This is a genomic window from Micropruina sp. (assembly GCF_047602085.1).
Lineage (GTDB): Bacteria > Actinomycetota > Actinomycetes > Propionibacteriales > Propionibacteriaceae > Micropruina.
Genome location: NZ_JASGID010000001.1, coordinates 80,896 through 107,588, shown reverse-complemented (window position 1 = coordinate 107,588; position 26,693 = coordinate 80,896). Strand labels below are relative to the sequence as shown.

At 68.8% G+C, this 26,693-nt stretch carries 18 protein-coding genes and 1 pseudogene; 12 read left to right on the top strand and 7 right to left on the bottom strand.

Annotation, left to right across the window (positions count from 1 at the left end; genetic code table 11):
* Positions 1-257: 257 nt before the first annotated feature.
* Both QM721_RS00460 and surE read left to right on the top strand, forming a co-directional pair.
* A complete protein-coding gene (locus tag QM721_RS00460) occupies positions 258-1,373 on the top strand; it encodes an NUDIX domain-containing protein (protein WP_415117879.1) in 1,116 nt (371 codons plus the stop codon).
* 284 nt (positions 1,374-1,657) lie between these two features.
* Positions 1,658-2,767 (top strand): 5'/3'-nucleotidase SurE, encoded by a 1,110-nt coding sequence (gene surE, locus QM721_RS00455; RefSeq protein ID WP_415117877.1) that lies wholly within the window; start codon positions 1,658-1,660, stop codon positions 2,765-2,767.
* Between the two features lie 186 nt (positions 2,768-2,953).
* On the opposite strand, the gene QM721_RS00450 is transcribed toward surE, so the two are convergent.
* The 3 genes from QM721_RS00450 to QM721_RS00440 all read right to left on the bottom strand — a co-directional run bounded on the left by QM721_RS00450 (position 2,954) and on the right by QM721_RS00440 (position 5,574).
* Complete coding sequence (locus tag QM721_RS00450) at positions 2,954-3,931, bottom strand: LLM class flavin-dependent oxidoreductase (protein WP_415117875.1); 978 nt, start codon at positions 3,929-3,931, stop codon at positions 2,954-2,956.
* A gap of 121 nt (positions 3,932-4,052) precedes the next feature.
* The gene (gene uxuA, locus QM721_RS00445) at positions 4,053-5,180 is read right to left on the bottom strand and encodes a mannonate dehydratase (protein ID WP_415117873.1); all 1,128 of its coding nucleotides are present in this window, start codon (positions 5,178-5,180) and stop codon (positions 4,053-4,055) included.
* 79 nt (positions 5,181-5,259) lie between these two features.
* Complete coding sequence (locus QM721_RS00440; RefSeq protein ID WP_415117871.1) at positions 5,260-5,574, bottom strand: BlaI/MecI/CopY family transcriptional regulator; 315 nt, start codon at positions 5,572-5,574, stop codon at positions 5,260-5,262.
* 55 nt (positions 5,575-5,629) lie between these two features.
* Between QM721_RS00440 and QM721_RS00435 the strand changes: the two genes are divergently transcribed.
* The 3 genes and pseudogenes from QM721_RS00435 to cydD all read left to right on the top strand — a co-directional run bounded on the left by QM721_RS00435 (position 5,630) and on the right by cydD (position 10,290).
* A complete protein-coding gene (locus QM721_RS00435) occupies positions 5,630-7,171 on the top strand; it encodes a cytochrome ubiquinol oxidase subunit I (RefSeq protein WP_415117869.1) in 1,542 nt (513 codons plus the stop codon).
* A gap of 16 nt (positions 7,172-7,187) precedes the next feature.
* Positions 7,188-8,237, top strand: a complete 1,050-nt coding sequence (cydB, locus tag QM721_RS00430) for a cytochrome d ubiquinol oxidase subunit II (protein ID WP_415117867.1) — start codon at positions 7,188-7,190, stop codon at positions 8,235-8,237.
* Between the two features lie 447 nt (positions 8,238-8,684).
* Positions 8,685-10,290: pseudogene (cydD, locus tag QM721_RS00425) on the top strand (thiol reductant ABC exporter subunit CydD).
* 166 nt (positions 10,291-10,456) lie between these two features.
* Here the strand turns inward: cydD and QM721_RS00420 are convergent.
* Positions 10,457-11,881, bottom strand: a complete 1,425-nt coding sequence (locus QM721_RS00420; RefSeq protein ID WP_415117865.1) for a hypothetical protein — start codon at positions 11,879-11,881, stop codon at positions 10,457-10,459.
* A gap of 85 nt (positions 11,882-11,966) precedes the next feature.
* Between QM721_RS00420 and cydC the strand changes: the two genes are divergently transcribed.
* From cydC to QM721_RS00385, 7 genes are all read left to right on the top strand, one after another.
* Positions 11,967-13,577, top strand: coding sequence for a thiol reductant ABC exporter subunit CydC (gene cydC / locus QM721_RS00415; RefSeq protein ID WP_415117863.1), 1,611 nt, complete (start codon positions 11,967-11,969; stop codon positions 13,575-13,577).
* Between the two features lie 151 nt (positions 13,578-13,728).
* Complete coding sequence (locus tag QM721_RS00410) at positions 13,729-14,538, top strand: neutral zinc metallopeptidase (RefSeq protein ID WP_415117861.1); 810 nt, start codon at positions 13,729-13,731, stop codon at positions 14,536-14,538.
* Between the two features lie 35 nt (positions 14,539-14,573).
* Positions 14,574-14,816 (top strand): DUF6457 domain-containing protein, encoded by a 243-nt coding sequence (locus QM721_RS00405; RefSeq protein ID WP_415117859.1) that lies wholly within the window; start codon positions 14,574-14,576, stop codon positions 14,814-14,816.
* A 354-nt stretch (positions 14,817-15,170) separates the two neighbouring features.
* A complete protein-coding gene (locus QM721_RS00400; protein WP_415117857.1) occupies positions 15,171-16,811 on the top strand; it encodes an NAD(P)-binding protein in 1,641 nt (546 codons plus the stop codon).
* On the top strand, positions 16,808-20,533 hold the full coding sequence (nifJ, locus tag QM721_RS00395) for a pyruvate:ferredoxin (flavodoxin) oxidoreductase (protein WP_415117855.1): 3,726 nt from the start codon (positions 16,808-16,810) through the stop codon (positions 20,531-20,533). Before QM721_RS00400 ends, nifJ begins: the two co-directional genes overlap by 4 nt.
* 26 nt (positions 20,534-20,559) lie before the next feature.
* Positions 20,560-21,579: a dihydroorotate dehydrogenase-like protein gene (locus tag QM721_RS00390; protein ID WP_415117853.1), complete on the top strand. Its 1,020-nt coding sequence runs from the start codon at positions 20,560-20,562 to the stop codon at positions 21,577-21,579.
* A gap of 203 nt (positions 21,580-21,782) precedes the next feature.
* Positions 21,783-23,189 carry a glycosyltransferase gene (locus tag QM721_RS00385; protein ID WP_415117851.1) on the top strand — a complete coding sequence of 469 codons (1,407 nt, stop codon included), beginning with the start codon at positions 21,783-21,785 and terminating at the stop codon, positions 23,187-23,189.
* Here the strand turns inward: QM721_RS00385 and QM721_RS00380 are convergent.
* The 3 genes from QM721_RS00380 to QM721_RS00370 form a co-directional block, all read right to left on the bottom strand.
* Positions 23,143-25,428, bottom strand: coding sequence for a heavy metal translocating P-type ATPase (locus QM721_RS00380; RefSeq protein ID WP_415117849.1), 2,286 nt, complete (start codon positions 25,426-25,428; stop codon positions 23,143-23,145). The genes QM721_RS00385 and QM721_RS00380 overlap by 47 nt on opposite strands.
* Before the next feature lie 179 nt (positions 25,429-25,607).
* A complete protein-coding gene (locus QM721_RS00375; protein WP_415117847.1) occupies positions 25,608-25,811 on the bottom strand; it encodes a heavy-metal-associated domain-containing protein in 204 nt (67 codons plus the stop codon).
* A 20-nt stretch (positions 25,812-25,831) separates the two neighbouring features.
* Complete coding sequence (locus QM721_RS00370; protein WP_415117845.1) at positions 25,832-26,176, bottom strand: metal-sensitive transcriptional regulator; 345 nt, start codon at positions 26,174-26,176, stop codon at positions 25,832-25,834.
* Positions 26,177-26,693: the final 517 nt, after the last annotated feature.

Sequence of the window (26,693 nt, the reverse complement as noted above, 5' to 3'; positions counted from 1 at the left end):
CACTGATTTCGCTGGTCGCGCTTGCCGAGACCTCGGTCATCACGCTGCGGCAACGTGTTTCGACACGCTCAACCGGCGATGGTTGCCGATGGCCGGCGCCCGTGGCTTGTTGAAAAGAGATCGCCCTGACCCACCCGATGCCGGCAATCCGCGAATTCTGGCCGAACTGCGCCGGCCCATGCCTAGACCGCTCTCGCCGGCGGTCGTCGCGGTGATGCGAGAACAGGCTGGTGTGCCCCGGCCGATAGCATCACCGGGTGATCAGCGTGGTGGGTGCGGCGATCGTCCGGCACGGCTGCGTGCTGGCGGCGCGGCGCAGCTACCCGCCCGCAGAGGCGGGCCGGTGGGAGTTCCCGGGCGGCAAGGCCAACCCTGGCGAGGCTCCGAACGACGCTCTGACCAGGGAGATCGCCGAAGAACTGGGCTGCGGCGTCCGGGTGGATCACTGGTTGACCGGCTCCGTCGGGGGTGTTGACCGCGGCCGCCGACTGGAACTGCGCGTGGCGCTGTGCGCGCTGGTCGATGGCGAGCCGACCGGCACCGAGCACGACGCGTTGCGCTGGCTGGCCCCCGAAGAACTGGACGACGTCGACTGGCTCGAGCCCGACCGTCCGTTTCTTGCCGAGCTGCGCGAGGTGCTGCTCGAAGGAGAACCACTCCCGGGCGGGAATGTCGGCGGCGCGGTTCGGATCGGCGACACGGTGCGGCGCCCGACCGGGCCCTGGACGCCGGCCGTGCACGCCCTGCTGCACCATCTTGCCGACGCCGGGCTGCAGTCCGTCCCGCGGGTGCATGGTTTCGACGCCCGTGGCCGGGAAATCCTCGACTACCTGCCCGGCGAGGTGATCGACGTGGACGCCGAGATGCTCAGTGACGCCAAGCTGGCGGCACTGAGCCGTTGGCTGCGCGCACTTCATGGGGCCGCGGAAGGTTTTGAGCACCCCGGCCCGTGGCGGTTCTTCGGGGTGGACGCCCCGACACTGATCACCCACAACGACGCCGCCCCGTACAACGTGGCCTTCGACGGCGATCAGGTCGCGGGGGTGTTCGACTGGGATCTCGCCGGGCCGTCCTGCCGAGCCGCCGACCTCGGGCACACTGCGTGGACGGCGATCCCGCTGTTCCGGCCGATTCCAGCCCGCGAGGCGGCGCACCGGCTGACTGTGTTCGGCGACGCCTACGGCACCACTCCGCTGGCGGTGCTGGACGCCGTCCAGCCTCGGGTCCAGGTGGCGATCGACGGCATTCGCGAGGCGGTTCGGCGTGGCGATCAGGGCATGGTGAACCTGGCCGCCGGTGGTGAACCCGAGCGCACCGAGGTGGCGCTGGCCGGATTCCTGGCGCGCCGCGCCGCGATCCGCGCACTGCTCTGATCGGCGGCCCCCGGGAATCACTTGATTCAACCGTTCGGCGGGAACGTCCAAACCCCGTGCCGCAGCGGCAGACCCGAAGTCTCGACAGACTCGACCGGCGATCGGGACCTTCGTGCCGCGACCGGGGCGTGGACGAATCTCGCCGCGGCCCAGCAACCCGAAGCGTCCAGATCACGACCACCCGGTTGCCAGGCGACCCCACAGCCGCCACCGTATGCGGGTGGCGCCGTCCGGCAAGCCTTCGTCATCGGTGACGGAACCGCGACGGTGCAGAGAGGCCCCCCATGAGAAACAAGAAGCTGCAGGTCGGCCTGCTGGCGGGTATCGCGCTGGCCGCGATCATCACCCCTCAGTTCGTAGCCCAGGCGGCACCGGCCAGCGTTCAGAGCGCCCCGGCAGCGGTGGCGGCGGCGCTCGGCGCCGAGGCCTTTCCGCAGCACCGAGAGTCAACCAAGAAGCCACTGGCCGGCATGCGCATTCTGATGTCGAACGACGACTCGATGCAGGCCTCCCGCGCGAACGGCAAGGACGGCATCGGCCTGTACGACATGCGCAAATCGCTGTGTGCCGCCGGTGCCGACGTCGTGGTGATCGCGCCCTGGGGTTACATGAGCGGAGCCGGCGGATCGGTCACCAACAGCGGCCAGTTCACCGCCGCGCAACGCACCACGCTACCCACCGGCTATGAAAGCGACTGCGGCTCGGCGCCGTCCGGCGGTGCCGTGTTCGGGTTGTGCCGGGGCACGGCGTGCACCGCGGACAGCCTCAGCGCCACTCCCGCCGACACCGTCAAATTCGCCCTGCACGATGGCCTGAAGGCCCTGGTCGGCTGGACGAAGGCCCCCGATCTGGTGGTCACCGGCATCAACTCCGGCCCCAACGTGAGCGCCTCGATCAACGACTCCGGCACGGTCGGGGCAGCCCTCGCGGCGATCGACAACGAGGTTCCCGCAGTGGCCTTCTCGGGCCATGTCGAGTCGGTCTCCGACCTGGTGACCCGGCCCACCTACCTGGCGGCGGCCGATTTCGGCGCCCAACTGATCGGCCAACTGCGCGCCAAGCGGCTGCTCACCGACGACTTCGTGCTCAACGTCAACTACCCCGACGTCACCAACGGTCAGCAGCCGGGCAAGCCGGTCTGGACCCGGGTCGGGCTGGGCACCTTCGGCGTGCACACCTACACGGCCAGCGAAGAAGGCTCGAAGACCTTCACCATCGGCTGGGCCGTCTGCCCGGCCGACCACTGCGTCGACGAGCCCCGCCGGGACGCCGACAGCACCGCCCTGTTCGCCGGCAAGATCACCTTGACGGCGCTCACCCGCGACCGCACCCTGCAGACCGGTGAAGACAGCCGGCTGCGCCGCCTGGTGCAGAGCGGGCAGCTGTTGCGCTGACTTTTTCGCTGGTCGAGCTTGTCGAGACCTCAGAACTTGTCGAGACCGCGGAGCTTGTCGAGACCGCGGACAAGCCCCTGCGGCCAGCAGGTTTCGACAGGCTCAACCGGCGGTGGTCGCGTTGGTCAACGCTTTCCCCATCGCTGAGCACTGCCGGCGCGGCGAGGTCATCGCCGCGCCGGCAGTTCACGACGGGTCGGGGGCAAGCAGTTCCAGAGTGCGCACCGACGCCGCCCGCTGCGCCGCCGAGCTCACCACAATCACCTCGTCGGCAGTGGCGTGCCGGGCGAAGCCGTTCAGCCAGCTCACGACCTGTTGGCCGGTGCCGACACCGGTGTAGCGCAGCATGTGGTCGACCTGCGCCCCGCCGGGGCCGTCCAGCAACAGCTCGACGTCGTCGTCGGACAGCTCACGGCCACGGGCCAGGAACCGACGGACGCGTTCGCGCCGGGTCACCTCGAACAGTCGCCGGGCCTCCTGCTCGTCATCGGCCGCGATCACTCCGGCGCCGGCGATCACATACGGCTGTTCGAGTTGCTCCGAGGGACGGAAATCGCGCCGGTAGGTCGCGACCGCGACCTCGAGGGCGTCCGGGGCGAAGTGCGACGCGAACGCGTACGGCAGGCCCAGTGCGGCGGCCAGTTGAGCACCGAACAGCGACGATCCCAGAATGAAGAGCGGCACCCTGGTGCCCTTGCCGGGGGTGGCCGACACCCCTGCCACCAGCGACTCGTTCAGAAAGCCCTGCAACTCGTGCACGTCGGCCGGAAAGGTGTCCGCCGCCGCCGGGTCGCGGCGCAGCGCCCGCACGGTGACCTGGTCGGTGCCGGGCGCACGGCCCAGACCCAGGTCGATGCGACCCGGGTGCAGTTCGGCCAGCGTCCCGAACTGTTCGGCGATCACCAGCGGGGCGTGATTGGGCAGCATGACCCCACCCGCACCCAGCCGAATGGCCGACGTGTTGGCCGCCACGTGCGCGATCAGCACCGCCGTCGCCGATGAGGCGATGCCCGGCATGTTGTGGTGCTCGGCGTACCAGATGCGGCGGTAGCCCCAGCTCTCTGCCTGCTGAGCCAGCCGCACCGTGGCGGTGAGCCCGTCGGCCACGGACTCACCGGGCAGCACCTGGGCGAGATCGAGAATCGAGAGCGGAACGTCGGTCACTCCGTTGCTAACCGCCCGGGCCGAACCGGCATTCCCCGACCCAGGTGCCCAGACTCGTCCAGTTGCCCAGACTCGTTGCCCAGCCCAGTTTCCCGGATCGGCCCGTTCGCAGGCCCAGCCTTCAGCGGCCGTACCGAGCAGCGTCCCAGGCCCCCAGCAGGTACTGAATGCCGAGCGCCCGGTCGTAGAGCCCATAGCCGGGCCGCGGCTTGTTGGTGCTGTTCTCGGTCCACAGGTGGCGGCCGTGGTCGGGCCTGATGTAACCGGTGTAGCCGCCGTCGGCGTACGCCCTCATGATGCCGACGGTGTCGACGTCACCCTCGCAGGCCCGGTGCGCCACCTCGCTGAAATCGCCATTGGGGTAGTGCTTGATGTTGCGCACGTGCGAGAAATGGATCCGGGGCAGGTAGGTCTGCACCGCCTCGACCGCCCGCGGCGCCTGGGCGGCGTTGGCCGAGAACGACCCCAGGCACAGGGTGAGCCCGTTGTACGGGCTGTCGTTGAGCGACAGCACGGTGCCCAGGTCGTTCATCGTCGAGACCACCCGCGGCCAGCCGAACAGGTCGAAGGGCGGGTCGTCGGGGTGCACGCCCAGCTTCACGTCGTACTGCTCACAGCTAGGAACGACGGCGTCGAGAAAATACTTGTAGGTGCGGTACATGTCGTCGTGCGTGACGCCCTGGTAGGCAGCATTGAGTTCGCTGAAACTGGCCAGCCGCTCGGGCTCCCAGCCGGGCAGGGTGAGCCTGCCGCTGTTGGCCCGCATGTCGGCGATCAGCTTCTCGGGGCTGAGCTGGTCGACCACCGCCTTCTCGAAGTAGAGCGCGGTGGAGCCGTCCGGCAGCGGGTGCCACAAATCGGTGCGCAGCCAGTCGAACACGGGCATGAAGTTGTAGCAGACCACCTTGACCCCGGCCCGTCCGAGCCGTTCGATCGTGGTGATGTAGTTGGCGATGGCCTCGTCGCGACTCATGCCCAGCACCGTCTTGCCGAGCTTGATCGACTCGTGCACGTTCACCGACTCGACCACCTCGGCGTCCAACCGCTTGGTCACCCCGCGGGCCGCCGCTTCGCTGGAGATGCCCGTGATGCGGGCCATCTCAGCCTCGATCTCGGCCTCCTGCCATACCTCGCCGGCCTGCTTGTGGTGCAGGCTCCACACCACCGTCTCGACACCGGGAATCTGCCTGACGTCGTCGAGCGACACGGTGTCGTTGCCGTCGCCGTACCAGCGAAAACCCATCTTCATACGCAGTCCTCCGATTGCCTGGGTTCGGGCCTCCGATGGTCTGGGTTCGGGGTGCCCATAGATGATCGGGCGGGACGGTTCAGCCGACCCGCTCGCGCACGGCCCGCAGCACGGCACGGGCCTGATCGGGGGTACCGGTGCTGAGCATGGCGACCACTTCGGAGCTCACCACCTCGACCCACGAGTAAACCGGACGGTACATCCAGGCCCGCCCGTCGAGCTCGCGATTGAGCTGGCCCTTCTTGGCCAGCCGGTCCATCACGGTCATCACGGTGGTGTAAGCGAGATCACGTTCTTTGGCCAGGGCGCCCTGAACATCGCGCACAGACATTGCCGTGGGGCTCGCCCACAGCACGTCCATCACCGCCTGCTCAAGGTCACCGAACACGGGCACGCACCCAGCCTAACCACGATTGCTGAGCTACGACACCCAGTAGTACATTGCGCCCATGGATCAGCTCACACTGGCGCGTTGGCAGTTCGGCATCACGACGGTCTATCACTGGTTCTTCGTGCCGGTCACGCTGGCCCTGTCGTTCATCGTGGCGATCTTTCAGACGATGTGGTACCGCACGCGCAACGACAAGTACCTGCGCCTGACCAAGTTCTACGGCAAGCTCTTTTTGATCAACTTCGCGATGGGCGTGGTGACCGGCATCGTTCAGGAGTTTCAGTTCGGCATGAACTGGAGCGAGTATTCACGCTTCGTCGGCGACGTCTTCGGCGCACCGCTGGCTTTTGAGGCCCTGGTTGCGTTCTTCTTGGAATCGACGTTCCTGGGCCTATGGATCTTCGGCTGGGACCGGCTGCCGAAACATCTGCACCTGATGGCAATCTGGCTGGCGGCGATCGGCAGCAATTTGAGCGCGATCTTCATTCTGGCGGCCAACTCGTTCATGCAGAATCCGCAGGGTGCCGTCTACAACCCGGTCACCGATCGCGCCGAGATGGCCGACTTCGGTGCCGTGCTGACCAACCCGGTGATGCTCTGGGCGCTGCCGCACACGCTGATGGCATCGTGGTTGACCGCCTCGGCACTGGTCGCGGCGGTCTCGGGGTGGCACCTGGCCAAACTGAACCGGGCCGAGCGCGCCGCTCAGGCCTCCGCCGACGAGATCAGCGACGGCACCAAGCCGTCCCATCCGAAGGACAACACCGAGGCCGCCCATCGTTTCGCCGCCACGTTCGCCGCGATCGCAATGATGGTCTCGGGCGTCGGCCTGGTGATCACCGGTGATGAGTCCGGCAAGATCATGACCGAGGTGCAGCCGATGAAGATGGCCGCCGCCGAGGCACTGTGGGAAAGCGCCGGCGGCGACGGCACCGGCGCTCCGTTCTCGGTCTTCACCATCGGCACCCTGGACGGCTCCCGCCCGCTGTTCGCGATCGAGGTGCCGAACCTGCTGTCGTTTCTGGCCACCGGCACCTGGGACGGCCGGGTGCAGGGCATCAACGAGCTGAAGGAGGCCCACGCCCAGGGCCAGTTGGTCGACCCGACCAACGAACTGCAGCAGGCCTACGCCGAACATATGCGCGCCTGGGGCGTCGAGACCGTCACCCCGATCATTCCGGTCACCTACTGGAGCTTCCGGCTGATGATCGGCCTGGGCATGGCTGCGATCGGCGTGGCGTTGCTGCTGCTGTGGTTCCTCCGCAAGGGCGGGCTGCCACCCACCACCTGGTGGTGGACGGCGCTGATGATCTGCATGCCGCTGGGCCCGTTGTTCGGCAACTCGTTCGGCTGGATCTTCACCGAGATGGGCCGCCAGCCCTGGCTGGTGTCCGGGGTGTTACCCACCATGGCGGGCGTGTCGCCAGGGGTCACGATTGCCGAACTGTGGTTCAGCGTGATCGGCTACACCCTGGTGTACGGCAGCTTGGCGGTTGTCGAGGTGAAGCTGATGCTGAAGTACATTCGACTGGGGCTGCCCGAGGTCGAACCGGTCGAGCAGATCACCAACGACGACGACGTTTTGTCGTTCGCCTACTGAGAGGGGGTTGCTGCACATGATCGTCGAACCCAGCACCCTGCAGATCGTCTGGTTCTGCCTCATCGCCGTGCTCTGGATCGGGTTCCTCGTGCTCGAGGGCTTCGACTACGGGGTCGCCATGCTGATTCCGATTCTCGGCCGCAACGACAAGGAGCGGCGGGTTCTGATCAACTCGATCGGCCCGGTGTGGGACGGCAACGAAGTGTGGCTGCTCACCGCCGGCGGCGCCACGTTCGCCGCCTTTCCGAGTTGGTACGCCACCTTGTTTTCGGCCCTGTACCTGCCGCTGTTCTTGATCCTGATCGCGTTGATCGTGCGTGGCCTGGCCTTCGAGTACCGCGCGAAGCGTCCGGAACAGGCCTGGAAGAACCGCTGGGACTGGGGTGCTTGCATCGGGTCGTTCGTGGTGTCACTGGTGTTCGGCGTGGGCTTCGCCAACTTCGTCAAAGGCATGCCGGTTCAGGTGGCCGAGGGCCGTCAGGGCGTGCACGTGTTCAGCGGCGGGTTCTGGTCGCTGTTCAGCCCGTTCGCCCTGCTGGGCGGCGTGGTGCTGGTGGTGCTGTTCCTGTTTCACGGCGCGATCTTCGTGGCACTGAAGAGCCGCGGCGAGATTCACCAGCGGGCCACGTCGTTCGCCAAACGCGTCGGCCTGGTTGCCATCGTCGGCGGCGGGGTGTGGCTGCTGTGGTCGAATCTGGCCTACGGCATCGGCGTGGCGGGGTGGATCCTGATGGTGGTCGCGGCCGCCGGTCTGGTGTTCGCCTGGTACACGGTGCGACAAGACGCGGACGGCTGGGCCTTCGTGGGCACTGCCGTCGCGATCGCCGTGATCGCGATCGACATCTTCGTGGGCATGTACCCCGACCTGGGCTTCGACAACTCCGCGGCCCAGTCACCGCTGAACATCGTGACGGCCTCCGCCAGCCCGATGACGTTGGGCATCATGACCTGGGTCGCGGTGGTGTTCGTGCCGGTCGTGCTGGCCTACCAGGCCTGGTCGTACTGGGTGTTCCGCCGCCGGCTGAGCACCGGCAACATTCCCGACGACGTCTCGGCCGCCCACTGAACCTCGATTCACCGATGGGCGGTATGGCGAGCGGCTCCAGCGGGGTGCGCACGGGCGACCCGGTTGCGCGAAGGTGTGGGCGCGGCGATTCGTGCGTTATGGCCCCGGCAGGCATCCTCCGGGCAGCCCCGTGCGTCGAAACGATCGTTATGCCACGCACCATGGCCGGCCATAACGCGCATATCTGCGCGTCGGGAGTGAACTGCGGCGCTGCCGCAACTCAATACGCACGCTTCTCGGCGGGGGCGCCGAGAAGCCGCAGATCAAAGCTGATCGGGGCGGGTTTCGACGGGCTCGACCGGCACGGTGAGCAATGATGGACCGGTGACTTCCTCGACCGGCACCACGAGGGCCGGACGGGGGCCCCTCGACCCCCGACTGCTGCGTCGCGGACGCGCCACCCTGGTCTATCTGATCGCCGGCGTCGCAGTCGGGTCGGCCACCGCGATGCTGATCGTCGTGCAGGCGTCCGCCCTTGCCCAGGCACTGGGCGGCATCTTCGAGACCCACACCCTGACCGGGCTCGGCGAGGTGCTCGGAGTGCTGGTGGCGGTGTTCGCCGGGCGCGCCGTGCTGGCCTGGCTGAACCAGTGGCTGGCGCACCGCGCCGGCCGCGGCGGTTAAGTCGCGGCTGCGGCGCGACGTACTGGCGGCACGGCTGGCCAACCCGGTCGACCCCGGTGCGTCCACCGCCACTCTGGTCACCCTGCTCACCCAGGGCCTGGACGCCCTCGACGGCTACTACTCCAAGTACCTGCCGCAGTTGCTGCTGGCCGTCACGGTGCCCTTGATCATCGGCATCGCGATTCTGGGCGCCGACTTCACGTCGGCGTTCATCGTGGCCGCCACCCTGCCGCTGATTCCGGTCTTCATGGCACTGGTGGGCTGGACGACGCAGGCCCGCACCCGGCGGCGCTGGCGGGTGCAGACCATGCTGGCCGGGCATTTCGCCGATCTGGTGGCCGGCTTGCCGACCCTGCAGGTGTTCGGACGCGCCCGGGCCCAGGCCGAGGGCTTACGGCGTTCTGAGACCGCCCATCGCCGCGAGACGAACGCCACGCTGCGGCTGTCATTTCTCTCAGCTCTGGTGCTGGAGCTGCTGGCCACGCTGTCGGTGGCGATCGTGGCGGTGGCCATGGGCTTTCGGGTGGTGTTTGACGAGGTCAACCTGACCACGGCGTTCTTCGTGCTGATTCTGGCTCCCGAGGCGTACCTGCCGGTGCGCCAGGTCGGCGTGCATTACCACGATGCCGCCGACGGTATGGCGGCCGCCGAATCGGCCTTCGCGATCATCGAGGCCGGGGCGGCCGGTCAGCGCCGCGACGCCATACCGGCCGAACAGGCCGAGACCACGCCGTCCGAGGCGGGCGGCACTGCCCGTCGCGAGGGTGCGCGAGCCGATCGTCCGCCGGAGTCGTCGGTGCTGAGCGTGCGGGAACTCACTCACACCTACCCCGACGCCGACACCGCGGCGCTGGCCCCACTGAGCCTGACCCTGCGGCAGGGCGAACTGGCGGTGGTCACCGGGGCGTCCGGCAGCGGCAAGACCACCCTGCTGAACGCCCTGATGGGTTTCGTCTCACCCACCGCTGGCCGGATCGACCTCGGCGGTCTACCGGCGGACGCCCCGACCCGCCGCAACCGCATCGCCTGGGTCGCGCAGATCCCCGGCATGGTCAGCGGAACCATCGCCGACAACGTGCGGCTGGGCGATCCGGCTGCCGACGACCCCGCCGTGGCGCTGGCCCTGCAGCAGGCCGGAGGCAGCAGCCTCAACCCCGCCCGTGGCGTCGGCGACGACGGCGAGGGGCTGTCGGCGGGTGAACGTCGCCGGGTCGCGGTGGCCCGGGCATTGCTGCGAGTGGCGTCCGGACGCGCCGACCTGCTGCTGCTCGACGAACCCACCGCCGGGCTCGACGCCGCCACCGAAACCAGCCTGCTCGATACTGTCCGGGCGTTGCGGGTGACCACCCTGGCGGTGTCGCACCGGCCGGCGGTGATCGCGCGGGCCGATCAAGTGGTCGAACTCAGGGCGGCCGGAGCGTCTTCCTAGAGGAAGCGGCGACCACCGCCGGTCGAGCTTGTCGAGACCCCGATCCACCCCCACCCCGCCGGTCGAGCTTGTCGAGACCTCGAAGACATCGCACGGGCAAGGGTTTTCGACGCAACCAGCAGTGGTTTCGGCAAGCACAACCACCGGTGGTTGCGTTGCGCGAGGCTTACCCGCGGGCCCACCAGTCGATCATGGTGTCGACGCTGTCGGTATCTGAGGTCGCCTCGATGTAGAACCGCTGCTTGTTGAACGTCCAGGCCACACGGCCACTGCCGTCCTTGGCCTTGGCCGAACCGAGTTTGCCCAGAATCTCCTTGGGCTTATCGCTGTACCACCAGTTCGTCAGAGCCGGCGGGTTCTTCCAGTTCTTGCCGATCTTGCTCTTGGCGATTCCGGCGCGCCTGAAGAAGTCGCTCATCAGGTCGGTCAGGTCACCGCTGTCGTCGGCCCAGCGCAGCGAAACCGTCGCGTTGCCGTCGAGCTTGCCGCGGCCGTTGGCGACGCAGGTGAAAGCCTCGCGCCGAACGTCGGACTCGTCGGGTGCACAGGTGTTGATCACCACGAATTTGCGCAGATACACCGCCCACTGGCACTGGGTCTTGGTGAGTTGGTCGCTGCACGACTTGGTGGTGGTGCCGGACGGCATGGGGCTGGCGGTCTGGCTCGGGGTTGTGCTGGGCGAGGTCGAGGTCGATTCGGTGGGCGTCGCCAGCACCGACGGCGTGCCAATCGGCTCGCTGGGGTTCGGCGCGGCAGTCGACGGAGTGGGCGTGGCGGTCGTCGCGGGACGAATGAAGAAGAACCAGGCCAGCAGGCCCAGCACCAGCGCACCTGCCACGATGCCGATGATCAACGGGGCCTGGTTGCGACCGCCGCTCGACCCAGGGTAGCTGCCGCCTGGCGGGGCGCCGAAGCCGCCGCCGGGCGGCCCGTACTGCCCGGGGGCTCCGTAGTCACCCAACGGCGCCTGGCCCGGCTGCCCATAGGGCCCAGGCTGCCCATACTGACCTGGCTGGCCCGACTGCCCATACTGACCTGCCTGGCCCGACTGCCCATACTGACCCGACTGGCCCGACTGCCCATACTGACCCGACTGGCCCGACTGCCCATACTGACCCGACTGGCCCGACTGCCCGTACTGACCCGACTGGCCCGACTGCCCGTACTGACCCGACTGGCCCGACTGCCCATACTGACCCGACTGGCCCGACTGCCCGTACTGACCCGACTGGCCTGGCTGCCCGTACTGACCCGACTGGCCGTACGCACCGTTCGGGGTGCCTTGACCACCAGCCGTGCCCCCTTGAGCACCGGCCGCGAAGGCGCCGTGCCGGGCTGGCGCAGCGAACTGACCGCCCGAAGCCGGGTACGGACCACCCGCTGGGTACTGGCCACCCGCCGGGAAGGGTTGCGTGGTCGGATGCTGCTCGCTGGCAGGGAAAGGTTGCGTGGGCGGGTACTGCTGACCAGCCGGCAATGGCTGCGTGGGGTCGGAGCCCCGATCCTGGCCCGCGTCGGGGTTCGGGTTCCAGCCGGACGACGGTGGCTGCTGCGGGCTGCCCCCACTGGGCGTATTCGGCGGCTGGCTCATGGCGCCCTCCCTGGGTGTGCACCTGCGTCGGTGTGCGCCAAGGGTACCTGCGTGAGTGGCTCAGCAGGTGGCCTATTCTGCTGGCATGCGTGCAGCTCGGCCGGCGGCCCCCGCCGGCCGACTGTGGGTGCTGCGCCTGCTGCCGCACGCCTACGCCCGCACCGGCCTGGCCACCCTGCTGGCCTTCGGCGCCAGCGCCGCATCGGTGGCGCTGATGGCCGTCTCGGCGTGGTTGCTGTCGCGGGCGGCCGAGCACCCGCCAGTGCTCTATCTGCAGGTGGCCGCCATCGGCGTGCGGGTGTTCGGCATCAGCCGTGGCCTGTTTCGCTACCTCGAACGGCTGGTCGGCCACGACGTCGCGCTGCGCCTGCAGAGCGCGCTGCGCCTGGAGACCTACCAGCACCTGGCCCGCACCACCCTGCTGGGCGCCCGCCGCGGCGACCTGCTGGCCAGAGTGACCGCCGACGTCGACGCCGTGCTCGACCTGATCGTGCGGTTCGTGGTGCCGGTCGCCTCGGCATCGCTGGTGATCGTGGCCGCCTCGGCGGCGTTCACCGTCTTCTCGCCCGCGGCCGCGGCCTGGCTGCTCGGCTCGGCGCTGGTGGCCGGGGTGCTGGTGCCGGCGCTGGCCCAGCGCGTCTCACGCCGCTACGACGAGGCCGCCGCACCCACCCGGGGCGAGTTCGCCGCCGGCGTGCACGAGCTGGCCCGCACCGCCCCCGAGCTGGTCGCCTACGGCGCGGCCGACGAACAACTGAACCGAGTGCTGGCCACCGACGGCCGGCTCAAGCAGCTAGACGACCGCAGCGCCTGGATTCGCGGGGTCGCGGCCGGCTGCCAGGTACTGGCCGCCGGCGCCGCGGTGATCGCGGCACTGTCGATCGGCGGACGGCAGGTGGTGGCAGGCACGCTGCCACCGGTGATGCTGGCGGTGCTCGTGCTGACCCCGCTGGCTCTGCACGAGGTACTCAGCACGCTCACTCAGGCGGCGCAGAGCGCGACCCGTTCGCTGGCGTCCCTGCGCCGGGTGCGTGAAGTGCTGGACGCCCCACCAGTGGGCAACGGCGATCGTGATCTGCCGCCGGCGGGGACCGCACCCGGGCCCTTGGTGCTCACCGACCTGGCCATCGGCTGGCCCGGCGCTCCGGTGCTGCTGAGCGGACTGAACCTGGTGGTCGAGCCGGGCGAGGCGGTGGCGATCGTCGGGCCGTCAGGCACCGGCAAGACCACCCTGGCCGCCACCGTGCTGGGGTTGATCCCGCCCCGATCGGGCAGCGTTTCGGTGGTCGGACGGGTTGGCTACCTGGCCCAGGACGCGCACATCTTCGCCACGTCTATCGCCGAAAACGTGCGCATCGGCAATCGCGGGGCCAGCGACGACGACGTGCGCCGGGCACTCGACCGGGCCGGTCTTGCGCTGCCCGCCGACCGAGTGGTGGGAGAACAGGCCGGCACGCTGTCGGGCGGCGAGGCCCGGCGGCTCGCGCTGGCCCGGGTGTTCGTCGGCGATTTTCAGGCGGTAGTGCTCGACGAGCCGTCCGAGCACCTCGACGCGGTCACCGCCGAGGCCCTGCTCGACGACCTGTTCGCCAGCCTCAGCGGCGTGCCACTGATCGTGGTCACCCATGACCCGGACGTCATCGCCCGTTGTCAGCGCAGCATCGAGTTGGCCCTTGGCCCGGTGCCATATCGTTGATCCCGTGAGTCAGTGGCCGGTGGATAGTAGCCCGTACCGGCCGGCGAACGTCACCCCTACCTCCGCAATGCCCTCGACGCGACCACCCGCCCCGCCGCTGCGGGTGCCCGCCCCGACACCGCCTCGCCGGGGGCCGGGACCGCTCGGTTTCATGGTGGTGCTGCTGGTCGTAGTGGGGCTGGTGGTGGCCGGCCTGCAGACCCTGCCGATCGGCACCGAACCGCTGCCCGGAGCGACCGCCACAACCGGCGCCACCGCCACGCCGACCGACAGGTCGACGACCAGCCCCAAGACCTCGGGGGTGGGCAAGCCCGAACTCACCGACAGCCCGTTGTACCGGCAGAAACTCAGTGGAAGCTGCCCGACCACGGTGGGCACGATCTCGTCCCGCACCCAGTACAAGAAGCAGGTCACCGATCTGATCGGCTGCCTCGAGACGCTTTACCACCCGATCGTCGACGCCGCCGGCGGCAGCTACCGCAAGGTGCAGGTCACCTACTACGACACCTCGGTCGAGTCGCGCTGCGGCGGGCAGACCGACGCCTACGCGTTCTATTGCGAGTCGGACGGCACCGTCTACTTCTCCAACCAGGTCTACGCCGACGCGCAGTACGCCCGACTGGCGGTGGCAGACGTGGTGATTCACGAGTACGGCCACCACGTGCAGGCGATGATGGACTTCTTCGAGGCCGCCGACGAGCTCGACGAGAAGCGCGCGATCACCGTGCGCCGCCAAGAGCTACAAGTGTTCTGCTGGACGTACTACGCGTTCGCGAACGTGCCGAGCTTCAAGCTGACCGACACCGATCGGGAGTTCTTTCTCGACGTGTGGGGCGACACCAGCGACGCCGAAGGCCACGGCAGCGTGAAGGCACAGCAGTACTGGGGTGCGCGCGGGCTGAGCGGTGAGAACCTGGGTGCCTGTAACACCTGGGCGGTCGGTGCCGACAAGGTCAAGTGACCGACCGGGTTCTACCCACGCCGAAGGAGCACGCCATGACCGACAAAGAGGACCTCAGCGTTCACGACCCCTGGATCGACGCGGTCTGCGCCGCCCTCGATGTGCCCCGCACGGCCCTTGATGTCGATGCGGTGCTCGGCCTGGCCGGACGGGTGGCGCACCGGGTGGCTCGTCCGATGGCCCCGCTGTCGACCTTTCTGGCCGGCTACGCGCTGGCCGCGGGCGCCGGGTCACTTGATGAGGTGCGGACCCGGATTCTCAACGTTGCCGCGGACTGAGAAGAACCCGCCGGTAGTGGTACGGCACGGCCGCCGAAGGCGCAACGCGGGCGGTCGCTAAAGGAACCGCCGCTGATCGAGCGTGTCGAGACCTCTACATGTCGCCGCCGGTCGCTGCAGCAGTCTTCGCGCCAAAGGAACCGCCGCTGGTCGAGCTTGTCGAGACCTCAAAACTTGTCGAGACCTCAAACGGAGTGCTCCCACGAGGGGTCTCGACACGCTCGACCGGCGAGAAATTGCGGCCGGCAGCACCGAACCACGTGGCGGGTCGCACAGCTTTCTCGGTTCGGCTGTGGCCGACGACGCTCAGGACTAGATTCACAAGCGTTCACCTCGCTGCTGAGAGAGGACGCCATGGTCGATCCCGTCCGCCTGGACATGACCCAGCTTCCGGACCTGGCGGCCACCACCGGCCGGGTCGGCTCGGTGCGCACCAGAATGCCGGTGTACGTCGACCTGCTGCCGCCGTGCAACAACGCCTGCCCTGCCGGAGAGAACATTCAACAGTGGTTGCGGCTGGTGAAGGCCGGCGCCGACGAGGCCGCCTGGCGCGAGCTGACCCGCAACAACCCGTTCCCGGCGATTCACGGCCGGGTCTGCTACCACCCGTGCGAGACGGCCTGCAACCGCGTCGAACTCGACGGTTCGGTCTCCATCCATTCCGTCGAGCGTTACCTCGGCGACTTGGCGATCGAGCGGGGCTGGCGCTTCGGCCCCACCCGGCCGGCCACCGGACGCCGGGTGCTGATCGTGGGCGCGGGCCCCTCCGGGCTCTCGGCCGCCTACCAGTTGGCCATGCTCGGCCACACCGTCGAGATTCGCGACGCCTCGGCCAGGCCCGGAGGCATGATGCGCTACGGCATTCCCGCCTACCGGCTGCCGCGTGACGTACTCGATGCCGAGCTGTCCCGAATCACCGCTCTCGGCGTGCGGATCGTGCTCGATCACCGGGTCACCGACCTGCTCGCCGAGCAGGCCGAGGGCGGCTTCGACGCAGTGTTCGTCGCGATCGGCGCCCATCTGTCCAAGCGGGTCGACATTCCCACCCGCGACGCCTCGCGGATCGTCGACGCGGTCAGCTTTCTGCGCGACGTGGCCAGCGGCGAACGTCCGGTGATCGGGCGCCGGGTCGCCGTCTACGGCGGCGGCAACACGGCGATGGACGCGGCCCGGGTGGCCCGCCGGCTGGGCGCCGAGGAATCGATCGTGATCTACCGCCGCACCCGGCAACAAATGCCGGCGCATGCCTCCGAACACGCCGAGGCGCTGGCCGAGGGGGTGCAGATGAACTGGCTGCGCACCATCTCGTCGATCGACGATGAGGCCGCGATGACGGTCGAGGTGATGCAACTCGACGAGGACGGCCGGGCGGTCGGCACCGGCCGATTCGAGACGTTGCAGGCCGACACCGTGATTCTGGCCCTGGGCCAGGAGGCCGACTCAGATTTTCTGCACTCGATTCCCGGCCTGCGCTTCGACCGCGACGTGCTGCAGGTCGATTCGCGCACCCTGATGACAGACGTGCCGGGCATCTTCGCCGGCGGCGACGCGGTGCCGTCCGAACGCACCGTGACGGTCGGGGTGGGGCACGGCAAGCGGGCCGCGCGCACCATCGACGCCTGGTTGGCCAGCCGTCCGCCGTTGGAGACCCCCAAGCACGACCTGGCAACCTTCGACACGCTCAACCTGTGGTATTTCGGCGACAACCGGCGCAGCACCCAACCCGAACTCGACCCGGCCAACCGGGTCACCGACTTCGACGAGATTCACGGCGGCCTGGACGACGCACAGGCGCACGTCGAGGCGTCCCGGTGCCTGTCGTGCGGCAATTGCTTCGAGTGCGACGGCTGCCTGGGCTCTTGCCCTGAGGCCGCCATCGTGAAGCTCGGCAAGGGCTTCCGCTACCGCTTCGACTACGAGCGCTGCACCGGCTGCGCGACCTGCTACGAGCAGTGCCCGGTGCATGCCATCGAGATGATTGCGGAACCGCGATGAGAGCCATCGTCGACGGCAACGAGGCGGCCGCGTCGGTGGCCTACCGGCTCAACGAGCTGTGCAGCATCTACCCGATCACCCCGTCGTCGACCATGGCCGAGCTGGCCGACGAGTGGTCGGCGCAGGGCCGGCGCAACATCTTCGGCACCGTGCCCACGGTGGTCGAGATGCAGTCCGAGGGCGGGGCCGCCGGCACCCTGCACGGGGCGTTGCAGGGCGGGGCGCTGAGCACCACGTTCACCGCGTCGCAGGGCCTGCTGCTGATGATCCCGAATATGTACAAGATCGCCGGCGAACTCACCTCGACGGTGTTTCACGTCGCGGCCCGGTCGCTGGCCGCACAGGGGCTGAGCATCTTCGGTGACCATCAGGACGTGATGGCGGTGCGCCAGACCGGCTTCGCCCTGCTCAGTTCGGCCTCGGTGCAGGAGGCGCACGACCTGGCCGCCGTCGCGCAGGTGGCCACCTTGCGTTCGCGCGTTCCGTTTCTGCACTTCTTCGACGGGTTTCGCACCAGCCACGAACTGAACACCGTGGAGTTGCTGACCGACGACGACCTGTCAGCCCTGGTCGAGGAGCACCTGGTGCGAGCGCACCGGCACCGGGCGCTGTCGCCCGAACACCCGATCATTCGGGGCACCGCGCAGAACCCCGACACCTACTTCCAGTCGCGCGAGAGCGTGAATTCGTTCTATCTGGCCGTTCCGAGCATCGTGCGCACCGCCATGCAGGCCTTCGCCGAACGCACCGGACGCCGCTACGACCTGGTCGAGTACCACGGGCACCCCGAAGCCGAGCGGGTGATCGTGGTGATGGGCTCGGCAACACAGGCGGTGACCCAGGCCGTCGACCACCTGGTGGCGCAGCAACAGCGGGTGGGCTGCGTGCAGTTGCGGCTGTACCGGCCGTTCCCGGTCGAGGACGTGCTGGCGGCGATCCCGCCGGCCGCTACCAGCATCGCGGTGCTCGACCGCACCAAAGAGCCCGGGGCCGGGGGCGAGCCACTGTTCCTCGATGTGACGGCCGCGCTGGCCGAAGCGTCGGCACGGCAGCCGGACGTCCATCCGATGCCGGTGGTGATCGGCGGGCGCTACGGGTTGTCGAGCAAAGAGTTCACCCCGCCGATGGCGGTCGGCATCTTCGATGAACTGGCCCTGCCCAGGCCCCGGCCGCGGTTCACCGTCGGAATCACCGACGACGTCACCCGGCTCTCGCTGCCCTACCCTGCCGGCCTCGACCTGGAAGATCCGCACACCCATCGGGCGGTGTTCTACGGGCTCGGCTCCGACGGCACGGTGGGCGCCAACAAGAACACCATCAAGATTCTCGGCGGCTCGGGGTCGCTGTACGCCCAGGGCTACTTCGTCTACGACTCCAAGAAGTCCGGCTCGCGCACGGTCTCGCACCTGCGGTTCGGGCCGCGTCCGATCGAGGCACCGTACCTGGTGGGCGCGGCCGGGTTCATCGGCGTGCACCACTGGTCGATCCTGGAGCGGGTGGATGTGCTCGAATTCGCCCGCCCCGGCAGCGTGCTGCTGGTCAACGCGCCCTACCCGAGCCAGGAGTTGTTCGGCCGGCTGCCCCGTGACCTGCAGCAGCGAATCATCGAGTTGGGCATCGAACTGTGGGCCATCGACGCCGGCGCCGTGGCCCGCCGGGCCGGCATGGGCAACCGCACCAACACCGTGCTGCAGACCTGCTTCTTCGCGATCAGCCGGGTGCTTGAGCCAAAGGTCGCGATCGAGCAGGTGAAGGCGGCGATCCGCAAGACCTACGCCCGCAAGGGCGCCGATGTGGTGACCCGCAACGAGGCAGCGGTCGACGCCGCCGTCGAGGCGCTACACCGGGTCGAGGTGCCCCTCGCCCCGGTCGGCGACGCCGAGCGTCTTCCCCCGGTGCCGGTGGGCGCACCTGAGTTCGTCCGCACAGTGACCGCGGCCATGCTGTCCGGCACCGGCGATTCCCTGCCGGTTTCGGCGATGCCCGTGGACGGCACCTACCCCTCAGGCACGACGCAGTACGAGAAGCGCAACATCTCCGAGATCATCGCCCAGTGGGACCCAGATGCCTGCATTCAGTGCGGCAACTGCGCCTTCGTCTGCCCGCACGCGGTGCTGCGGGCCAAGTACTACCAACAGGACGCGTTGACCGGCGCCCCGGACGGCTTCGCGTCGGCCCCGCTGAACGCGGCCGGATTTCCCGGTTCGCGCTACACCCTGCAGGTGTACGCCGAGGACTGCACCGGCTGCGGCCTGTGTGTCGAGGCCTGCCCGGTGCGTCCGATCGCCACCCCCGACCGGCGGGCGATCAACCTCGCCCCGGTGCCCGATCGCAGCGCCGAGCGGGCCAACGTCGCCTTCTTCGAGTCGCTGCCGGTGAATAAGCGTTCCCGGGTCGACTTCGCCACCGTGCGCGGCACCCAGTTTCTCGAACCGCTGTTCGAGTTCTCGGGCGCCTGCTCGGGCTGCGGTGAAACCCCGTACCTGAAGCTGCTCACCCAACTGTTCGGCGGCCGCACCAGCGTGGCGAACGCGACCGGCTGCTCGTCCATCTACGGCGGCAACCTGCCCACCACGCCCTGGTCGCGCAACCAGTACGGACGCGGGCCGGCCTGGTCGAATTCACTGTTCGAAGACAACGCCGAGTTCGGCCTGGGCCTGCGGCTGGCCGCCGATCTGCAGACCGACCTGGCCCGGCAACGGCTGGACGCGCTGCGCCCCGAACTGGGTGACGAACTGGTCGGGTTGGTGCTGACCGCGCCGCAGCAGTACGAGTCGGACCTGTCCCATCAGCGGGTGCGGGTCGAGACGCTGAAGGTGCTGCTCGACGAGATGCTGACCACCGGCGCCACCCCGCACCAGGTCACCGTGCCGTTCCCCCTGGTGCTGCCCAGCGGTGCCGAGGGCGAGGTGGAGCAGTTCGGGCGGCGCGGCCAGCCGGTGGCCGCCGCGGTGGACGCGCTGCCCGAGCTGCCGCCCGGCACACCCGTACCCGACCACCGGCTGCGGCTGGTCGAAGACCTGCGCAGCGTCGCCGATCACCTGTTGCGGCGGTCGGTCTGGATCGTCGGGGGCGACGGCTGGGCCTACGACATCGGCTCGGCCGGCGTCGACCACGTGCTGGCCTCGGGACGCGACATCAACGTGCTGGTGCTCGACACCGAGGTGTACAGCAACACCGGCGGGCAGTCGTCGAAGTCGACCCCGATGGGCGCGGTCGCCAAATTCGCCGCCGCCGGCAAGTCCACTTACAAGAAAGACCTGGCCATGCAGGCCATTGCCTACGGCAGTGTGTACGTGGCGCGGGTGGCGCTGGGGGCCGACCCGCAGCAGACGCTGCGGGCGTTCCGCGAGGCCGAGATGTACGACGGACCCTCGCTGATCCTCGCCTACAGCCACTGCATCGCGCACGGCATCGACATGCGCAAGGGGCTCGACCAGCAGTACCGGGCCGTGCATTCGGGGCATTGGCCGCTGATGAGGTTCAACCCGGTGCTGCGCGAGGCCGGCAAGAACCCGTTCCTGCTCGACTCGCCGCGGCCACGCATCTCGCTGCGCGATTATCACCAGCACGAGTTGCGGTTTCGGATGTTGTCGAACACTCACCCCGACGAGGCCGAACGAATGCTGCAACTGGGTCAGGACCAGGTTCGGCGGCGGTTCGCCGAGTACGAACAGTTGGCCGGTCGAGGCGCGGACGCCTTCGCCGCGGACGCCCGTTGAGCAGAGGCTGAGAAGGGGAACTGCAGATGGACCTGAGCACGAAATATCTGGGGCTCACTCTGCGCAATCCGGTGGTGGCATCGGCCGGGCCGTTGTCGCAGACGGTCGACGGGGTGCGCGACCTGGTCGCCGCTGGTGTGGGTGCGGTGGTGATGTACTCGCTGTTCGAAGAGCAGGTGCGGCGCGAGCTCGAGCGTGACTTGCACCTGGAGCAGGCTCATCAGGACTCGTTCGCGGAGGCGTCGAGCTACTTTCCGGCGTCGTCCGAGGCGGCCGACCGGGGTGTGGCCGATGCCTACGTGGGCCTGGTGCGGCGGGCCGCGGCGGCAGTCGACGTGCCGGTGATCGCGAGCATCAACGGCTCTTCGCTTGGCGGCTGGGTCGAGATCGCGCAACGCTTGGCCGACGCCGGCGCGGCCGCGATCGAGCTGAACATCTATCTTGCCCCCGGCAACGTGAGCGTCACCGGAGCTGACGTGGAGCGACATCACCTGCAGATCGTCACGGCCGTGCGCCAGGTGGTCGAGGTGCCGCTGGCGGTGAAGCTGAGCCCGTTCTTCTCGTCGCCGGGCCAGATGGCGCTGCAGTTGGTCGAGGCCGGCGCCGACGGCCTGGTGCTGTTCAACCGGTCTCTGCAACCCGAGATCGACATCGAGACCCTGGCGGTGCGGCCGTCGGTTGCACTGTCCACCCGCTTCGAGGCACGCCTGCCCCGCACCTGGATCGCCGCCCTGGCCCGGCACACGCATGCCTCGCTGGCGGCGACCTCAGGGGTCGAAGAGGCGTCCGACGTGGTGCGGTACCTGCTGGCCGGTGCCGACGTCGTGATGAGCACGTCGGCGCTGGTGCGGCACGGGGCCGGGTATGCACACCACCTGGTCGCCGGCCTGCAGGACTGGATGACCAGGCACGAGTTCGCCACGGTCGACCAGTTTCGCGGGCTGCTCGCCACGCCGGCGGACGCCGACGCCCAGGCGCTGGCTCGGGCCGGTTACGTCGCGGGCCTGGAGGGTGCTCGCCATGCGTTCGGCTCGGCGCACCGCTGATTGCGTCCGGCAGCTCGACCGACCATCGGAGATTCCGCAGCGACAGCCAGCCGACTTTCGCTCACCTGCGGAACTCCTGACCGCGAGGAAGTACTGACCGCACCCACCGCTGGTTGAGCCGGTCGAAACCCCACGCCACAACGCCACACCCGAGACCGCACACTCGACAAACGAAAATCAGCGCTTCCATTAGCCTGAACGGCATGGCTGACCTCGAACCTGCGCAACCCGCCCCGGACGACCCGACGACGTTCGAGTACCCGCAGCTCATTGAGCCCGAGCCCGTGGCGGACCAGCCAGATGCGCGTCCGTTGACCATCGCGCAGTTCACCGACAACTATGGGCCAGCCCACTCGGGGCTGTTGTACGCGGTGCAATTCCTGGAGTCCGAGGTGCTGGCCGCGGGGCACCGGGTGCTCCTGGTCGCGCCCGAGGCCAACGGCCCGAACCCGCTGGCCGGCGATCCGCACCGGCGCGAGATTCGCATGCCGTCGGTGCGCATTCCAGGCGCCGGCATTCGAATGTCACTCGGCAAAGACCTGGAGTTCCGGCTGGCCCAACTGGTGGCCGACCCGCCCGACATCATTCACGTGCACGGGCTGGGCGGGGTGGGCCTGCTCGGGGTGTGGGTGGCGCAGCGGGCGAAACGTCCCTTGATCGTGACCTGGCACACCGATCTGGAGGCCTACGCCGAGCACTACTGGCATCTAGGGCCGTTTCTGTACGCGGCGTACCAGATGTTCGCCCTGCGGGCCGAGCCCAAGCCGTGGAAGGCGCTGGCCAAGATGCGGTTCAAGCGGCCGCGGCGGGGCGGGGCCCAATTGCAGTTGTTGCAGGCCGCCGCCGACATGCTGACCAGCGCCGACGTGGTCACCACCCCCTCTGACAAGACGGCCACCCGGGTGCTCGAACTGGCCCCCGGGGCGCGGGTGCGGGTGGTGCCCAACGGGCTCGACCCGCTGCCGGATCGTCCGCCGATCGCGAAGGCCCGTGGGCCACGGCTGCTGTACGTCGGACGGGTCTCGCCCGAGAAGGGTCTCGACCTGCTGCTCGACGCGTTCGAACTGGTGCGCGACTTCGAGCCGAACGCCGAGCTGATGATCGTCGGCGACTGGCGCGGAAGCCCGCCAGGGCTGCGCAGCCGGTTGCAGCGGGCGGCCCGCCGCGGCGGCACCCGGTTGGTCGGACGCGTGCCGCGCGACGAGCTGGCCGCCTACTACACCGGTTCGGACGTCTTCGTGTTCCCGTCGGTGACCGACACCCAGGCGTTGGTGCTGCACGAGGCGGCGCTGTGCGGGCTACCGCTGGTGATCACCGACCCCGAGCTCAACCTGGTGGTCGACCGGGGGGTGAACGCCCTGGTGGCGCGGCCCAATATGGTGTCGTTCAGCCAGGCGATCATGTCGATGCTGCGGCAGTTGAAAGACCCGGTTTTCGCCGCCGCGGCGTCGGCCCGCAGCCGCGAACTGGCCGGCCAGTGGACGATCGACCGCCAGGCCACCGAGATGATGGGCATCTACGACGACCTGATCGCCGGACGTCCGGTGGCGGTCAGCGACTCCCTCAAGCCCGATCTCGGACGGCCCCGGCTGGGTGGCCGGCTGCACTGAGCCTGCCGGTTGCGCTGAAGGTGCGCAGCCGCAGGCTGTTCAGCACCACGAACACCGATGAGAACGCCATCGCGGCACCGGCGATCATCGGGTTGAGGTAGCCCAACGCGGCCAGCGGAATGGCCGCCACGTTGTAGGCGAAGGCCCAGAACAGGTTGCCTTTGATCACGCCCAGGGTGGCGCGCGACAGCCGGATCGCGGTGGCCGCCAGCCGCAGGTCGCCCTGCATCAGCGTCAGGTCGGACGCCGCGATTGCCGCGTCGGTTCCGGTGCCCATCGCAATGCCGAGGTCGGCCTGAGCCAGCGCGGCGGAGTCGTTGACCCCGTCGCCGACCATCGCCACCTGGTTGCCGTCGGCCTGCAGCCGCTTGATCTCGGCGAGCTTGTCCGCGGGCAGCACCTCGGCGATCACCTGGTCGATGCCGACCTCGGCGGCCACGGTCTGCGCCACCGCTCGGTTGTCGCCGGTGAGCAACACCGGGGTCAGCCGCAGTTCCTTCAGCTCTGCGATGGCCTGCGCGGCGGTCGGCTTCACGGCGTCCGCGACCGCGATCATGCCCCGCAGCACCCCGTCTACGGCCACCAGCACGGCAGTGTGGCCCTTGGCCTGGGCGGCGGCGAACGCGGCACTGAGGGCGGCGTCAGGGGCCGCCTGGACCACCAGCGCGGGTGTGCCGACCAGCACCTCGTGGCCGTCCACCAGCGCGCGGATGCCTTGCCCGGGCAGGTTCTCGAACTCGGCGACGGCGGCGTCGGAATGCAGGTGCGCGGCGATGGCCCGGGCGATCGGGTGCTCCGAGGCTCCCTCGGCCGCACCGGCCAGCCGCAACCACGCCCCGTCGTCGGCGACCGCCGGCCCAACCAGGTGGGGCGCTCCCGCCTGCGCCAGCGGCGAGCGGTTCTGGGTCTGGACGACCCGCATTTCGCCGGTGGTCACGGTGCCGGTCTTGTCGAGCACGATGGTGCCGATCGAGCGAGTGCGTTCCAGCACCTCGGGCCCCTTGATCACGATGCCGAGCTGGGCGCCCCGTCCGGTGCCCACCAGCAGCGCGGTGGGGGTGGCCAGCCCGAGTGCGCACGGGCAGGCGATGATCAGCACCGACACGCTGGCCGAGGTGGCCAGGGCCGGCTCGCCCAGCAGCAGCCAGGTCACGAAGGTGAGCACCGCGAGGCCGATGACGATCGGCACGAACACTGCGCTGATCCGGTCGGCCAGGCGCTGCACGTCGGCCTTGCCGGTTTGGGCTTGCTCGACCAGCCGCGCGATGTGCGCCAGTTGAGTGTCGGCGCCCACCCGGGTGGCCCGCACCACCAGGCGTCCGTTGGCGTTGAGGGTGGCGCCGGTCACGAGGTCGCCGGGGCCGACGTCGACCGGCACCGACTCACCGGTGACCATCGACGCGTCCACCGCTGAGGTGCCCTCGACGACCTCGCCGTCGGTGGCGATCTTTTCGCCCGGACGCACCACGAACTGATCGCCGGGCTTGATGAAGTCGACCGGCACCCGGGTCTCGGCCCCGCCGCGCAGCAGGGTGGCCTCGGTCGCACCCAGTCGCAGCAGGGCCCGGACGGCCTCGCCGGCGCGGGCCTTGCTGCGCGCCTCGAGCCAGCGGCCGAGCAGCAGGAACGCGACGATCGCGACCACTGCCTCGAAGTACAGGCTGCCCTGGCCGGTACCGCGCATCAGCATGAACTCGAAGCCGTGGGTGTAGCCGATCATGCCGGCGTGCCCGAACAGCAGCGCGTACAGCGACCAGCCCAGCGCGGCGGTGGTGCCCAGGCTGATCAGGGTGTCCATCGTGGTGGCCAGATGCCGGGCGTTGACCAGCGCCGAGCGATGGAACGGCCAGGCCGCCCACCCATACACCGGCAGGGTGAGCGCCAGCGACACCCATTGCCAGCCCGGGAACTGCCAGGGCTCGACCATCGCCAGGGCGATCACCGGCACCGCGAGCACCGCGCTGACGATCACCCGGCTGCGCAGTTGCGCGGCGTGGTCCACCTCAGGACGGGCCGGGTCGGGCAGGGCGGCGTGGTAGCCGGCCCGCTCCACCACCGCGATCAGCTCGGCCACCGGGACAGGCGCGTCGGTGAGCACCCGGGCCTTCTCGGTGGCGTAGTTCACCGAGGCGGTCACGCCGTCCACCTTGTTGAGCTTCTTCTCGATACGCGCGGCGCAACTGGCACAGGTCATGCCGTCGATGTCGAGTTCGATCGACTCGTGCCGGATGCTCGTCATACTGCCTCTTCCGTAGTCCGCCCCGCCCGGACGCCCCATCGGGACGCCCCATGGGGACGTTGCGTGGGTTGTGGTTCATTGCGCAGGGTGCACCGCGCGCAATGAGCCACAACCTGCGCAACGTCGTGACCCACGGTCGTGGTTGTCGACGCAACCACGGCTGGTTGGGCTTGCGGCGGTCAGGCGACGGAGTAGTCGCCGGCCTCGGCGACGGCTTCGACGATGCGGTCGAAGTCGACCGGGGCGTCCGAGGTCAGGGTGAGCTGGCCGCCCTCGAGGGTGACGGTGACGTCGGTGACGCCGGGAATGGCTTTGACCTCTTCGGTGACCGCTGCGACGCAGTGCCCGCAGGTCATTCCTTCGACGGTGTAGGTGGCTTGCATGATGTTCTCCTTGGGTTGGTTCACGAACGGACGAGGCGCGCGATCGCGTCGCGAGCCTCGGCCAGCTTGGTTTCGGCCTCGTCGCCGCCCTGACGGACGGCATGTGCCACGCAGTGCCGCAGGTGCTCGTCGAGCAACCCCAGCGCAACCGATTCGAGGGCCCTGGTGGTGGCCGAGATCTGGGTGAGGACGTCGATGCAGTACCGCTCGCCGGCGATCATCCGCGCCAGCCCGCCGACCTGGCCCTCAATGCGACGCAGACGCTTGAGGTAGTCATCTTTGGCGGTCAGGTAGCCGTGCGAGCGCGGCTGCTCGACTGGGTTTTCGGCGCCATCGGGCTGTGTTTCGTGTGCAGTATGTGACATCTGTTCCTCCTGGTGCCGCGACGCTAGGCATCCACCCTTGTCAGGATACCCCCTATGGGTATGTGGCCGCGACACAACAGGTGTGGACAACCGCCGCCGACCGGGGCATACACCCCTTCGCCCGTGGCCTGTCAAATCCCCACCGCGAACCGGCCCTCAGCCTTCCTTCAGTCGGAATTCACCTAAACAACGTCTTAAAATGCCTAGTCACAGCGCATTTGTTGACCGGACATTTTCGCCGTCCACGACACGCTCGGCGCGTCGTGCACAGGCTCTGCGGCGTGGCTCCACAGAATCCACAGGCGAAAGTCACTTCTGTGGATAACTTGGGTTGGACGTTGACCCGAACCCGGGTCTATCGTCGTGCGATACGCCGCCCGGTCCACATCGGCGGGCAGCGCCGAAGAGTATTGAATTCGAACATGTGAACGTCAATCGACCACGCTGACGCCGACCTCATCGGCGGGGTTCTCGCGCGCCCACCAAGAAGTGTCTGCGCGGGCCGTTAGCGTCGTTG

Coding starts and splice junctions, on each gene's coding strand:
- surE (WP_415117877.1), top strand. CDS start 1,658: ATGAGAAACAAGAAGCTGCAGGTCGGCCTGCTGGCGGGTATCGCGCTG.
- uxuA (WP_415117873.1), bottom strand. CDS start 5,180: ATGAAGATGGGTTTTCGCTGGTACGGCGACGGCAACGACACCGTGTCG.
- QM721_RS00435 (WP_415117869.1), top strand. CDS start 5,630: ATGGATCAGCTCACACTGGCGCGTTGGCAGTTCGGCATCACGACGGTC.
- cydB (WP_415117867.1), top strand. CDS start 7,188: ATGATCGTCGAACCCAGCACCCTGCAGATCGTCTGGTTCTGCCTCATC.
- QM721_RS00420 (WP_415117865.1), bottom strand. CDS start 11,881: ATGAGCCAGCCGCCGAATACGCCCAGTGGGGGCAGCCCGCAGCAGCCA.
- cydC (WP_415117863.1), top strand. CDS start 11,967: ATGCGTGCAGCTCGGCCGGCGGCCCCCGCCGGCCGACTGTGGGTGCTG.
- QM721_RS00410 (WP_415117861.1), top strand. CDS start 13,729: ATGGTGGTGCTGCTGGTCGTAGTGGGGCTGGTGGTGGCCGGCCTGCAG.
- QM721_RS00405 (WP_415117859.1), top strand. CDS start 14,574: ATGACCGACAAAGAGGACCTCAGCGTTCACGACCCCTGGATCGACGCG.
- QM721_RS00400 (WP_415117857.1), top strand. CDS start 15,171: ATGGTCGATCCCGTCCGCCTGGACATGACCCAGCTTCCGGACCTGGCG.
- nifJ (WP_415117855.1), top strand. CDS start 16,808: ATGAGAGCCATCGTCGACGGCAACGAGGCGGCCGCGTCGGTGGCCTAC.
- QM721_RS00390 (WP_415117853.1), top strand. CDS start 20,560: ATGGACCTGAGCACGAAATATCTGGGGCTCACTCTGCGCAATCCGGTG.
- QM721_RS00385 (WP_415117851.1), top strand. CDS start 21,783: ATGGCTGACCTCGAACCTGCGCAACCCGCCCCGGACGACCCGACGACG.
- QM721_RS00380 (WP_415117849.1), bottom strand. CDS start 25,428: ATGACGAGCATCCGGCACGAGTCGATCGAACTCGACATCGACGGCATG.
- QM721_RS00375 (WP_415117847.1), bottom strand. CDS start 25,811: ATGCAAGCCACCTACACCGTCGAAGGAATGACCTGCGGGCACTGCGTC.
- QM721_RS00370 (WP_415117845.1), bottom strand. CDS start 26,176: ATGTCACATACTGCACACGAAACACAGCCCGATGGCGCCGAAAACCCA.